Below are 12,017 nucleotides of genomic sequence, written 5' to 3'. Positions count from 1 at the left end.
GGGGGAAGGCGCGGGGCCGCCCAGGCAAAGCGCCTCAGGGGGTGTTAGTGAATCGCCGCAGCGACAATGATGCTGATGCCCAGGCACATGGCCGCCACCACCATGGCCAGCGCCTTGTTGTGCTTCTCCACGATCTCGGCCCACATGTCCACGGGCGTGATCTTGTCGATGATGATGAAGCACAGCCAGAACACCACCACGCCCACCAGGGCGTAGATGATGGAGCCGAAGAAGTTCTGGGGGTTGAACCAGTCAAACATGATCTCTCTCCTCGAATGAGATAGGGGCGTTATTTGTGGCTTCCGCCGGAGGTATAGCCGCCATAGGAGCCGCTGCTGGAGCGGCTGTAGCTGCAGTTGGGGTCGGTGCGCGGATCGCAGTTGGGGCTGGACATGCAGGCACGCAGAAACGGCAGGATGAACAGCAGCAGGAACAGCCAGAACAGAATCGTGCCCCAGCTGAAGCCGCTGCCCGACAGCGGGCTGACCTGGGAGCGGTCCTTGAGCTTGGCTGTGCCGAAGGCCTTGGCAATGGTCTCTGCCGACGCACGCTGCCCGTGGGTCCAGGTGGTTTCCTGATTGGCGGTCTCCAGCGCCAGCGTGGACTGCTTGCCGCCATTGGCAAAGTCCACATTGCTGGACTTGGCTCCCTTGAAGACGGGCCAGTAGAACTCGCCTTCTGCATATTCCGTCTCGGCCAGATAGGCATAGTCGCGCTGGTATTTGCGCTGCAGATAGGTCGCCGTGGCGCCATTCTTGCTGAGCTTGGGGGCGCCCGTGATGACGCGCGCCGTGCTCCAGCCGTCCTCCGAATCGACGATGAACGAAAAGCCCGCCTTCTTGTTGTAGAGCAGGTACTCGTCCCAGGTGAAGGTGTCGTCCTCATCCTCGCCCAGGCCACGCCCGCTGCGCCTTTGAAAACCCACGACCTGCCATTTCAGGCCGTCGAGCGTGCCTTCGCTGCCCAGCGGGATCAGCGGCTTGACCTTTCTGCGCTGCTCGGCATAGCTCAGCTCCGCCCCCATGCCCTTGGACATGTCGATCAGGCTGCCGCAGCTGGGGCAGCTCAGGGCCTTGGTGGTGTCAAAGCGCACGGGCACCACGGCACCGCACTTGGGACAGTTGAAGTGGCGCCCCTGGGTTTTTTGCTGGGCGCTGCTGCGCAGGCCCTGCATCTGCAAGGCATCCAGCACCACGGCCGCCCCCAGGCTGAAGGCCGGCGTCTTGTCGCTGAAGTCGATGGAGAGAATCTGGTTCTTGTCGCTGCGCAGCTCCACCAGCTTGAAGCTCTTGCCCAGCTGGGGCAACTGGGGCAGCTCGCCCTGGGCCGCCATCAGCTGCGCATCCTGAATGCTGGTGACGGTGAAGGATTCCGTGCCGGCCTTGAGCTCGCGGCCCATGCGCCATTCGCGCTGCTGGAACTCGGTCACGTTCCAGCCCGGCGGCTGCCAGTTCACGGCAAAGACAAAGCTGCCATTGTCCTCGCTCAGCCAGGCCAGCTCGCCGTTGCTGAGCGCAGCCACCCATTCCGACCAGCTGCCGGCCGCGCTTTTGTACTGCGCGCGGCCCACGAGGGTGAAGGGCTCGGGTTTGCCGTTGCGCTTGACCATGCCCGAGGCGCCCAGTTGCAGCGGGCTGTAGTCCTCGAACACCTCGGCCATGGAGCCAATGCGCTTGAGCGTCTCGCCATCGCGCAGCACCGTGCTGCGACAGAACTCGCAGACGGCAAAACTCGATTGCGCACTGGCGAAGTGGACCGGCGCGCCACAACCAGGACAGGGAGCGCTGTAGTCGCGCTGCGATGGGCTGGAAGCCATATCTTTTTGCTATTTAATCAGGAGCTTCTTGCGCTTGAATGATAAAGGCCTGAAGGCGGCCTCGGCGAAATGTAGCAGCCGCGTCCTAGCGATGCTTGCTCTTGCTGCTCTTGCGGGCCGCGCCCTCTGCAGGCTTGGAGCTCTCGGTCTTTTTCTGTCCCAGCCTGGATTCCTTGCCTGCGATCAGGCGCTGGATGTTTTCGCGATGACGCCAGACCAGCAGGATCGCCATCACGACAATCGCGGCGGTGATGGGCGTTTCTGCATCCCAGACAATGCCGCTGCACAGCACGTAGTACACGGGCGCAAACACCGATGCCACCAGCGCGGCCAGGGAGGAATAGCGGAAGAACACGGCCACTATGACCCAGGTCAGCGCCGTTGCCAGACCCAGCCAGCCGCTGATGCCCAGCAGCACGCCCAAGGCCGTGGCCACACCCTTGCCACCCTTGAAGCCGAAGAACACCGGGTACAGATGGCCCAGGAAGGCCGCCAGGCCGGCCAGTGCCACCGTGCTGTCACCCAGACCGAACGGCTCTCCGAAGGCCTTGACCAGAACCACAGGCACCAGACCCTTGAGCGCATCCAGCAGCAGCGTGACGGCCGCAGCCGCCTTGCTGCCCGAGCGCAGCACATTGGTGGCACCGGGGTTGCCGCTGCCATAGGTGCGCGGATCGTTCAGGCCCATGACGCGGCTGACGATGACGGCGAAAGACAGCGAACCAATCAGATAGGCCGCGATGACGGCAATAACGGGATAGAGGGCGTTCAAAGGAATTCCTCGGCCAGAGACTGGCCCTTAGGCTCGCCAACCAAGGTCGACGGCACCGATTGTTGTCACGACTTGCGCAATCCGGATCAGGCATGGCGGTTTGTCGACCGTCATGTCCCTTGTGCATCCTGGTTTGCGTAAGTCCTTGTTGTTTGCGTTTTTGCCGGCCGGCGTCTGCCCCCAGCTGGCTAGCCCCCTATTCTGCCAGCGCGCAGTGCACCGGCCGGGCATCGAGCAGACGGGTGCAGACCTCAGGGGCCAGTTGCACCAGATAGCCGCGCCGCCCGCCGTTGATGGCGATGCGTGGCAGCGCGAGTATGGTTTCCTCGATATAGACCGGCATTTCCCGCTTGGTGCCAAACGGCGAGGTGCCGCCCACCAGATAGCCGCTGTGGCGGTTGGCCACTTCGGGCTTGCAAGGCTCCACGCTCTTGGCCCCGATCTGGCGCGCCAGGTTCTTCGTCGATACCTTGCAATCGCCATGCATGAGCACGATCAGCGGCTTGGCATCCTGATCCTGCATCACCAGGGTCTTGACCACCGCATGCTCGTCCAGCCCCAGCTGGCGCGCTGATTCTTCGGTGCCGCCATGCTCCACATAGTCATATGGGTGCTCGGTGAACTCCACCTTGTGGGCCCTGAGCATCTGCGTGGCCGGAGTCTCGCTGACATGGGCGTTTTTGTCTTTTTTTGCCATGATTCAATTTTGATAGCTAGTGGCGCATGCCCGATATGGGTCATCAGCCATTTTCCCTCAATAAAGTGCTCAGACAGCGGGATCGCGCATCTCCCAGCGGATGCGGTCGACTTCGGCCAGCAGCTCGGCAGACAGCTCGACTCCCCAGGCATCGAGATCCTCGTCGAGCTGGGCCACCGAAGTCACACCGATGATGGTGCTGGCCACCTGCCACTTGGTGTAGCAAAAGGCCAATGCCAGCTGCGTGGGAGTGAGGCCATGCTCGCGCGCCAGCGTGTTGTAGCGGCGCGCGGCGGCCAGCGCATCGGGGCGACCCCAGCGCTGCTTCTGCACAGATTCATACCTGGCGATACGTGCCTGCTTGGGCGCGCCCTCCTCGGTCGGCGCAAACTGGTCGAACTTGCCCGTCAGCAGGCCGAACGCCAGCGGCGAATAGGCCAGCAGCGATACATCGAGGCGGTGACAGGTTTCGTCCAGCCCGTTCTCATAGCTGCGGTTGATCAGGCAGTAAGGGTTCTGGATCGCAGCCACACGCGGCAGTCCGTGCTGCTCGGCCAGGCGCACGAACTCGTGCACGCCATAAGGCGTCTCGTTGGACAGGCCGATGTGGCGGATCTTGCCTTGCCTGACCAGACCGGCCAGTGCCTGCAACTGCTCGTGGATGGGCGTGAGCGAGCTTTCCTTCTGCGGGTCGTAATACATGGTGCCGAAGGCCGGCACATGGCGCTCGGGCCAGTGAATCTGGTAGAGGTCGATCACCTCGGTCTGCAGGCGCTCAAGGCTTGCGTCGCAGGAGCGAACAATGTCATCCGCCGACAGGCCCGAGCCTTCGCGGATCCAGGGCATGCCGCGCGAGGGGCCGGCCACCTTGCTGGCCAGCGTGATCTGCTCGCGCATGCCGGGGCGGGCCTTGAGCCAGCGGCCGATGATGGATTCCGTCGCGCCAAAGGTGGCCTGGCGAGCGGGCACGGCATACATCTCGGCCGTGTCGAAGAAATCCACGCCGCGCTCCACGGCGCGGTCCATGATGCGCCAGGCTTCAGCCTCATCGACTTGCTCGCCGAATGTCATGGTGCCCAGACAGATGGGGCTGACGCGCAGATCGCTCTGCCCCAGAGCAACGGGATTCATGGAAAGACGGGAAGTGGATGCAGCAGAAGTCATGCTTCCAAGTTTAGGGCCTGAGAGTACAAGGTCAGGGCAAGATCAGAGCCGACACCTTGTTTTTGCTGACACAACTGTCCCGTGCACGACGGGCCATGCTGCAAGCGCAGCAATAATCAAAACAACGGAGACAATATGACAACGCACAACCCCACGCTGACCGGCCAGCTCACCGATATCCCGCCCTATCAGCCGCGCCGCCAGTGGCGCTCGCAGATGCTGCCCGTGCGAAATATGCAGTGCCACCTGCGCAGCTGGGAGCCCGAGCCGGCTTCCGGAATCGATCCCGATCTGCCTGTGCTGGTGCTGGCCCATGGCTGGATGGATGTGGCTGCCTCCTACCAGTTTGTAGTCGACGCCTTCAGCGACGCCTTTGTGCAGGGCCGCCGCATCGTGGCCCACGACTGGCGCGGTTTCGGCCTGAGCCGCAGCGCCGAACCCTGCGACAGCTACTACTTCACCGACTACCTGGCCGACCTGGACATGCTGCTGGAGCAGATCTCGCCCGATCGGCCCATTGACCTGGTCGGTCACAGCATGGGGGGCAATATCTCCTGCATGTACGCGGGGGCGCGGCCTGAGCGCATTCGCCGCTTTGTCAATCTCGAGGGCTTCGGCATGGCGCCGACCACGCCCGGCCAGGCCCCAGGGCGTCTGGCTCAGTGGATGGACCAGTTGCGCGAGCAGCGTGCCGGCGGCTTGGGCCTTGCGTCCTACGACAGCGTGGAGGCCGTTGCCAATCGCCTGCAAAAAACCAATCGCCGCCTGCCCCGCGACAAGGCGCTATGGCTGGCTCACCATTGGTCGGCCCCCGATGCCCAGGGCCGCTGGCATATTCTGGGCGACGCCGCGCACAAGATCGCCAACCCCTATCTCTACCGCGTGGACGAAGCACTGGCCTGCCTTGCCGCCATCACCGCGCCCACCTTGTCGGTCGAAGCCTCGGACGACAGCCTGGGCCAGTGGCACCAGGGTCGCTACACGCTGGAGCAATACCACGAGCGCATTCGCCACATCCCGCAATGCGAAATCGCCCGCGTGCAGGACGCGGGCCATATGCTGCACCACGACCAGCCAGTGGCCGTGGCCGGCCTGATCGAGGATTTCTTGCGCTGAAAGACTGCGACTGCTGAGACTGCGGCTGTTTTTGCTATCTCCATAGGAGCTTTTAGCACATGTAAACATTGGTTTTCAGAATCATTTATATCTGAAATCAATATATGACATACGCTACAAGCTCACTTATCAATAGCTTTCCACGCCCTTTCCGGCCTGCAGTTCCAGCACATGGCGCCAGCGCAGAGGCTGCATCTGCAGCTTGCGGTAGCGTCCGTCGGCCCATTCCCGGCTCATGTCGGCATAGCGACCCGACAGCGCCAGCCCGCTCTGCCCGGTCTGGTAGATGAACTGCGAGGACTCCGGATCGCCCAGGTCGTAGATGGCGCGCAGCGAAGGCGCGTGGCGGCTGACAAAGCGCCCGCCCAGTGGGCCTTTGGCATCGGATGGTTGGGGGTTGGCGTTGTACTGCCCGACGTTGACGGTATAGGTGTCACCGTCCGAGGCCACACTGACATTGAACACGCCGGCCAGCGCTGCCACCGAGCCCAGCGGCTTGTGCGCGCTGAGCGCCGGGTGCGCCGCGCCCCAGCGCCATCGGCGCGGGTCCTCGCCGTAAGCGGCCTGCAGCTTGTCCAGCGTGCGGGTCAGCGCCTGGCCGGCCTGTTGCTCGCAGCTCAGCGGCGCGCACCACCAGGCGTCATTGCGCGCCAGCATTCCTTCCAGCCCGGCGCGGAAGTCCCGCTTGCCGTAGCTCATGGCAAAGCGCTGCTCGCCAATTCGCGCAATCACCAGGGCGCGCGTCAGCTCGTCGACCCAGACCGAGAAGATCAGCGGCTCGGGCCTGTCCCGCTCCATCTGCCCATCAAAGCCCGTCAGCAGTTGCTGCGCCTGCGCTGCCAGGGCGTGGCTCGATTGCGCCTTGCGCAGCACGGGCAGCAAGGTCCGGGTGGCCAGGGACTGCACATCGTTCTGGATCGCCGCCATGCTGGCCACATCGTGCGGACTGCCGGCCGCCAGCAACTGCTCTATGCGCTGGTGGCGATAGGGCAGGCTCCAGTCCTGGGTCAGGAAATGTGCATAGCCCGCTTCCGTCACGCGCTGGTTGGCCGTAGCCACAAAGCCCCGCGTGCCGCCATCGTCCTGCGGCGTCTGCTCGTAGCCCAGCCAGCCCTGCCAGTCATAGCGCGCATCCCAGCCAGGCGCCGGCGCCACGCCGCGCAAGTCATTGCCCGGCGCACGCACCGGCACCCTGCCCGCGGCCTTGAAGCCGATATGCCCCTGCACATCGGCCGCCACAATGCTTTGCATGGGCGAGTGGTAGATGGAAAACGCCTCGAACAGTTCGGCCACGGTCTGCGCCCCGTTGGCCCTGAGGCCGGCCTCCACCGTGCGGTTGTCCGTGTCCAGAGCCGCCCAGCGCAGGGCCAGCGCATAGCGATCGGTGTTGATGACCTTGCCGTATTGCTGCTGCGCATCGCTGATCACGGGGCCGTGGCGCGTGCTGCGCAGCGTCACCCTGACATCGCCCTGGCCCTTGACCTTGAAGACCTCCTCGCGCACGGCAAATTTTTCCCAACCACTGGGTGTGCGGTACTGGCTGGCATCGGCCGGGTTGATCTGCTCCAGATACAGGTCCTGCACATCGGGGTTGGTGTTGGTAAAGCCCCAGGCCACCTGCGCCGTGCGGCCCAGCACCACAAAGGGCATGCCCGGCAAGGTGGCACCCGTCACATCCAGCGCGCTCAGGACGCTGCCGTCGCCGGCCCGACCCTGTGGCGACTGAAGGCGCGCGAAATACCAGATGGCCGGAGCGCTCAGCCCCAGATGCGGATCGTTGGCCAGCAAGGGCTTGCCGCTTCGGGTCTTGCTGCCGGCCACCACCCAGTTATTGCTGCCCAGTCCGTCATTCGTGCCCATATCCCTCGCCATGGAGGCCGCCCATTGCTGCAAGGCTGATTGCATCTGCCCGGCGGGTGCCGAGACCTTGGGCTGGGCATCCGCCTCCCGGTAGACACCAAGCTGGCGGTACAGGCTGGCCAGATCCACCGCCGTCGCGGGCTGCTCGCCCGGATAGGGCGGCATCAGCTGCCACAGCTGCTCGGTGCTCAGGACCTGCAGCAGATTCAGCCGCGCGAACTCGTTGCCCCAGTTGCCGCCCAGGTCCAGCGCCATCATCAGCGCCCAGCCCACGGTGTCTTCAGGCTGCCAGGTTGATGGCCCTCCTGCTCCGGCCCTGGTGCCCAGCAGCAGGAACTCCGGCGCTGCAGCCTGCGAGGGCCTGGCGTAGAAGGCGGCGATACCCTGGCTGTAGGCCTGCAAGGCCTCCTGCACCGAGGGCGGCAGCGCCACGTACTGGCGACGCGCCGCGCCATGAATATCGAGAGCACGCATCAGCTTGTCCAGCTCCAGCGTGGCCGGGCCCAGAGTCTCCGACAACCGCCCCTGCATGAGACGGCGATTGAACTCCAGCTGCCAGCCACGCTCCTGCGCATGGACATAGCCCAGGGCCCGCCAGACATCCTGCGGCGACTGAGCGCTGATATGCGTGACATCGGACTCGTCGCGCCTGACCCACACGCTGCGCTCAAGCCCTTCGAGGACCAGCTTGCCATCCAGGCGCGGCTGGGCCCGCACGCCATAGACCGCCAAGGCGGCCCCTGCCAGCAAAACCAGTCCGCAGGCCGCAGCCGCCAGATGCCATGTGCGCCTGAGCCAGGGGTGGGCGCAAGGTTCTGCCGCCAAAGTGATGTCTCCCATATCGCCTCTTGTCATGCGTCCGGTGCGCAACATCCACATGCTGATCGCGTCCAGCCATGGGCGACAATACCTGTTTGGGCCCCGGCCCGGTGTTAGGTAAACGACTTACGCAGACTCGGATCAGGCATGGTTTTCTGTCGATGGAAATGCCCGTCGTGCTTCCCTGTTTGCGTCAGTCCCAAGGAATTCAACGCATGTGGCCCTTCAGCCTGTTCAAGAAACTCAGCCAGGACCCGGCCGTGGGTCAGCCCCGGGGCGACTATATTGGCTGCTATCTGCTGGGCACGCATACCAGCGGACGCGACGATGACATCAGCTATATCTCGCTGGCGACCACGCGCGAGCAGCTGGAGCAGGATGCGCGCCAGTATCTGCAGGAGTTCCTGGAGCAGCACCCGCAGCTGAACGAGGCGGAGCGCCTTGCCCTGCAGGATCTGCTGGAGCACTGGAATGCGCGCGCCGATGCCCACCTGGCCCAGGACGGCGGCAAGCCCGGCCAGCCCCTGGCCGTGCAAGGCGGCAGCGAACTGTTCCTGCGCACCGGCATGCGGGCACGCAAAAAGGAAAAAGGCGTCTACCTGGAATAGACGCCGGGTGGATGGCCCGGCGTCTGCCGCTACTGCGTGAAATTCATGTCAAAGCCGGCTTCGGTCAGGCGCACCTCGTCGCCTTCGGCTTTCTCCAGCCAGCCCTTGCCGACGGCCCAGTCCAGCGCTGACTGGCGCTCTCCCTCGCCTATGCCGTGTCTTTGCAGGTCGGCAGCAAGCGCTTTCTCGCTCATGCCTTCGCCGGCACGCAAGCTTTGCTCCACCACCAGGATGTAGACCATCTTGTGGGCGGCTGTCTGAATGCTCTGCTCTGTCATGTTCACAAGTCCTTGTTCTTCAATGAAGGTAAAGCCGGGTGCCCGCCAGGCTACAGGCCTTGTGCCCTGGCCTGCCTTTTCTGTTTTATGCCGCGGGCCATACCCACTCTGGCAGTGAGCTTGTAGCCATCTCTCTAGTATTTCCGATGCGTTTCCTCTGCTTGCCGGCACCGCCACCATGGTGCCGGCGCTTCAGTTTCAGAACTGTGTTTCAGGGAGGTCATCATGGCTCGCCACACGCCCATAGAGCGCTATCGCAATATCGGCATCTCCGCGCATATCGATGCCGGCAAGACCACCACCACCGAGCGCATACTGTTCTATACCGGGGTCAACCACAAGCTGGGCGAAGTCCATGACGGCGCTGCCACCATGGACTGGATGGAGCAGGAACAGGAACGCGGCATCACCATCACCTCGGCGGCCACCACGGCCTTCTGGTCGGGCATGGAACACAACTTCCCGGCCCATCGCATCAACATCATCGACACCCCCGGCCACGTGGACTTCACGATTGAAGTGGAACGCTCCATGCGCGTGCTCGACGGCGCTGTCATGGTCTACGACTCCGTGGGCGGCGTGCAGCCGCAGTCGGAGACCGTCTGGCGCCAGGCCAACAAGTACAAGGTGCCGCGCCTGGCCTTCGTCAACAAGATGGACCGCGTGGGTGCCGACTTCTTTCGTGTGCGCCAGATGATGGTGGACCGCCTCAAGGCCCACCCCGTGCCCATCGTCATTCCCATCGGGGCCGAGGCCGATTTTCACGGCCTCGTCGATCTCATCAAGATGAAGGCCATCTTCTGGGATGACGAGTCGCAAGGGGTGAAATTCGAGTACCAGGAAATCCCTGAAGCGCTTTTGGCCAGTGCACAGGAATGGCGCCAGAAGATGGTGGAGGCCGCTGCCGAGGCCAATGAAGCCCTGACAGAGAAATACCTGGACAGCGGCGACCTCGATACCGAGGACATCATCACCGGCCTGAGGCTGCGCACCATTGCCACCGAAATTCAGCCCATGCTCTGCGGTTCGGCCTTCAAGAACCGGGGCGTACAGCGTCTGCTTGACGCGATTGTCGAGCTCATGCCTTCGCCGCTCGATGTTCCGGCTATCGAAGGGCATAGCGAAGACGACAGCGCCAGTGCCACGCTCATACGCCATGCCAGCGATGACGAGAAATTCGCCGCCCTGGCCTTCAAGCTCATGACCGACCCTTTCGTGGGCCAGTTGACCTTTGTGCGTGTTTACTCGGGCGTGCTGGCCAAGGGCGATCTGGTCTACAACCCGACCCGGGGCAAAAAGGAGCGCATAGGCCGCATCGTGCAGATGCATGCCAACGCACGCCAGGAGATCGACGAAATCCGCGCAGGTGACATTGCGGCCTGCGTGGGTCTCAAGGACGTGAGCACAGGCGAGACGCTGTGCGATCCGCAAGCGCCCATCGTGCTCGAAAAAATCTCCTTCCCCGAACCTGTGATCGCCCAGGCCGTGGAGCCCAGGAGCAAGGCCGATCAGGAAAAAATGGGCCAGGCACTGGCACGCCTCGCAGCCGAAGACCCGTCCTTCAGGGTCAGCAGCGACGAGGAATCGGGCCAGACCATCATTGCCGGCATGGGCGAGTTGCACCTGGAAATCATCGTCGACCGCATGAAACGCGAATTCAATGTGGCCGCCAATGTGGGAAAGCCCCAGGTGGCCTACCGTGAAACCATTCGCAAGAAAGTCAGCGATGTGGACGGCAGGTTCGTGCGCCAGTCCGGCGGCAAAGGCCAGTACGGCCATGTGGTGCTGACCGTGGAGCCGCTGGAATCGGGCAAGGGGTTTGAATTCGTCGACGAAATCAAGGGTGGAGTGATTCCGCGCGAATTCATCCCCGCCGTGGAAAAAGGCCTGCGCGAAGCCATGAACTCTGGTGTTCTGGCCGGCTACCCCGTGGTCGATGTGCGGGTGCGGCTGACCTTCGGCTCCTATCACGAGGTTGACTCCTCGGAGCAGGCCTTCCGCATGGCCGCCATCCTGGGCTTCAAGGAAGCCTGCAAGAGAGCCGACCCGGTGATTCTTGAGCCCATCATGGCCGTCGAGGTGGAGACGCCCGAAGAATACGCAGGCGCCGTGATGGGCAATCTGTCCTCGCGCCGCGGCGCCGTGCAGGGCATGGACGACATGGCGGGCGACGGCAAGACCATCAGGGCCGAGGTGCCGCTATCGGAAATGTTCGGCTATGCCACGCATCTGCGCTCCATGACTCAGGGCCGCGCCACCTACACCATGGAGTTCAAGCGCTACGCACAGGCCCCGCAGCAGGCGGCGGCCGCAGCGACCGCGACGACCGGCCACCGAAAACAGGGCTAGGATGATCCAGGCAACTCTGCCGCGGCTCGGCGGCAGAGTTGCCGGACTGCTTCAGACAGGCGACTCAGGCCGCATGCAGCCACTGCATGGCCATGGCATCTTCGGTAAACGGGAAATGCCTGACCTCGGCATGCGTGAGATGCCTGCCGACGAACTCGGCCATGCCCGCCAGATGACTGTCGGTCACCAGAGCGATCTGCTCCACCTGATGGCGATGGTCTCTGACAAAGCCCATATGGGCGCTGAAGCCGGCCCAGTTTTCCCAGCCGGGAAAGTCCTTGGACTGGATCATCACCCCATGCAGTTTGGGATGCTCGGCCAGGAAATCGTCCACATCCTGGCTGACGCCGTCGAAATCCTGCTCGGTCAGAGGCCCATGGGGCTCCAGCAGCAAGATGCCTTCGGGTTTCATGAGGGAGTAATTGAGCATATGCAACTCCTGCAGCGAAACTTCACTGTACGCCTGCGCTCGCGGGAATGCAGCCCTAGACAGCACCCGCAGCACAGGTTTTCGCGGCTTCTGGCGCAGCGCCGGGCC

General features: G+C 63.4%; 11 protein-coding genes. 3 read left to right on the top strand and 8 right to left on the bottom strand.

Features of this window, described 5'->3' with window-relative positions; genetic code table 11:
- Positions 1 to 44: 44 nt before the first annotated feature.
- The 5 genes from DFO48_RS00980 to DFO48_RS00960 all read right to left on the bottom strand — a co-directional run bounded on the left by DFO48_RS00980 (position 45) and on the right by DFO48_RS00960 (position 4,416).
- Positions 45 to 260, bottom strand: a complete 216-nt coding sequence (locus DFO48_RS00980; RefSeq protein ID WP_003056416.1) for a DUF350 domain-containing protein — start codon at positions 258 to 260, stop codon at positions 45 to 47.
- A 29-nt stretch (positions 261 to 289) separates the two neighbouring features.
- The gene (locus DFO48_RS00975) at positions 290 to 1,816 is read right to left on the bottom strand and encodes a DUF4178 domain-containing protein (protein WP_114862277.1); all 1,527 of its coding nucleotides are present in this window, start codon (positions 1,814 to 1,816) and stop codon (positions 290 to 292) included.
- 85 nt (positions 1,817 to 1,901) lie between these two features.
- A complete protein-coding gene (gene plsY / locus DFO48_RS00970; protein ID WP_003080563.1) occupies positions 1,902 to 2,588 on the bottom strand; it encodes a glycerol-3-phosphate 1-O-acyltransferase PlsY in 687 nt (228 codons plus the stop codon).
- 196 nt (positions 2,589 to 2,784) lie between these two features.
- Positions 2,785 to 3,285, bottom strand: a complete 501-nt coding sequence (gene ybaK / locus DFO48_RS00965; RefSeq protein WP_114862276.1) for a Cys-tRNA(Pro) deacylase — start codon at positions 3,283 to 3,285, stop codon at positions 2,785 to 2,787.
- A gap of 69 nt (positions 3,286 to 3,354) precedes the next feature.
- The gene (locus DFO48_RS00960) at positions 3,355 to 4,416 is read right to left on the bottom strand and encodes an aldo/keto reductase (RefSeq protein WP_114862275.1); all 1,062 of its coding nucleotides are present in this window, start codon (positions 4,414 to 4,416) and stop codon (positions 3,355 to 3,357) included.
- A 168-nt stretch (positions 4,417 to 4,584) separates the two neighbouring features.
- Between DFO48_RS00960 and DFO48_RS00955 the strand changes: the two genes are divergently transcribed.
- Complete coding sequence (locus tag DFO48_RS00955; protein WP_114862274.1) at positions 4,585 to 5,565, top strand: alpha/beta fold hydrolase; 981 nt, start codon at positions 4,585 to 4,587, stop codon at positions 5,563 to 5,565.
- Between the two features lie 129 nt (positions 5,566 to 5,694).
- On the opposite strand, the gene DFO48_RS00950 is transcribed toward DFO48_RS00955, so the two are convergent.
- The gene (locus DFO48_RS00950; protein WP_233506262.1) at positions 5,695 to 8,265 is read right to left on the bottom strand and encodes a penicillin acylase family protein; all 2,571 of its coding nucleotides are present in this window, start codon (positions 8,263 to 8,265) and stop codon (positions 5,695 to 5,697) included.
- 194 nt (positions 8,266 to 8,459) lie between these two features.
- On the opposite strand from DFO48_RS00950, the gene DFO48_RS00945 reads away from it, so the two are divergent.
- On the top strand, positions 8,460 to 8,852 hold the full coding sequence (locus tag DFO48_RS00945; protein ID WP_003080574.1) for a hypothetical protein: 393 nt from the start codon (positions 8,460 to 8,462) through the stop codon (positions 8,850 to 8,852).
- 29 nt (positions 8,853 to 8,881) lie between these two features.
- Here DFO48_RS00945 and DFO48_RS00940 read toward each other — a convergent pair whose 3' ends face one another.
- Positions 8,882 to 9,130 carry a hypothetical protein gene (locus tag DFO48_RS00940; protein ID WP_003080577.1) on the bottom strand — a complete coding sequence of 83 codons (249 nt, stop codon included), beginning with the start codon at positions 9,128 to 9,130 and terminating at the stop codon, positions 8,882 to 8,884.
- Positions 9,131 to 9,355: 225 nt separating this feature from the next.
- Here DFO48_RS00940 and fusA point away from each other — a divergent pair, with 225 nt between their 5' ends.
- Positions 9,356 to 11,479, top strand: a complete 2,124-nt coding sequence (fusA, locus tag DFO48_RS00935; RefSeq protein ID WP_003080579.1) for an elongation factor G — start codon at positions 9,356 to 9,358, stop codon at positions 11,477 to 11,479.
- Positions 11,480 to 11,543: 64 nt separating this feature from the next.
- Here fusA and DFO48_RS00930 read toward each other — a convergent pair whose 3' ends face one another.
- Positions 11,544 to 11,909: an STAS/SEC14 domain-containing protein gene (locus tag DFO48_RS00930; RefSeq protein ID WP_114862272.1), complete on the bottom strand. Its 366-nt coding sequence runs from the start codon at positions 11,907 to 11,909 to the stop codon at positions 11,544 to 11,546.
- Between the last annotated feature and the right edge of the window lie 108 nt (positions 11,910 to 12,017).

The sequence above is a fragment of the Comamonas sp. AG1104 genome, from assembly GCF_003350425.1.
GTDB lineage: Bacteria > Pseudomonadota > Gammaproteobacteria > Burkholderiales > Burkholderiaceae_C > Comamonas > Comamonas testosteroni.
This window is presented reverse-complemented; position numbering and strand designations above follow the sequence as displayed.

Coding starts and splice junctions, on each gene's coding strand:
- DFO48_RS00980 (WP_003056416.1), bottom strand. CDS start 260: ATGTTTGACTGGTTCAACCCCCAGAACTTCTTCGGCTCCATCATCTAC.
- DFO48_RS00975 (WP_114862277.1), bottom strand. CDS start 1,816: ATGGCTTCCAGCCCATCGCAGCGCGACTACAGCGCTCCCTGTCCTGGT.
- ybaK (WP_114862276.1), bottom strand. CDS start 3,285: ATGGCAAAAAAAGACAAAAACGCCCATGTCAGCGAGACTCCGGCCACG.
- DFO48_RS00960 (WP_114862275.1), bottom strand. CDS start 4,416: ATGAATCCCGTTGCTCTGGGGCAGAGCGATCTGCGCGTCAGCCCCATC.
- DFO48_RS00955 (WP_114862274.1), top strand. CDS start 4,585: ATGACAACGCACAACCCCACGCTGACCGGCCAGCTCACCGATATCCCG.
- DFO48_RS00950 (WP_233506262.1), bottom strand. CDS start 8,265: ATGGGAGACATCACTTTGGCGGCAGAACCTTGCGCCCACCCCTGGCTC.
- DFO48_RS00945 (WP_003080574.1), top strand. CDS start 8,460: ATGTGGCCCTTCAGCCTGTTCAAGAAACTCAGCCAGGACCCGGCCGTG.
- DFO48_RS00940 (WP_003080577.1), bottom strand. CDS start 9,130: ATGACAGAGCAGAGCATTCAGACAGCCGCCCACAAGATGGTCTACATC.
- fusA (WP_003080579.1), top strand. CDS start 9,356: ATGGCTCGCCACACGCCCATAGAGCGCTATCGCAATATCGGCATCTCC.
- DFO48_RS00930 (WP_114862272.1), bottom strand. CDS start 11,909: ATGCTCAATTACTCCCTCATGAAACCCGAAGGCATCTTGCTGCTGGAG.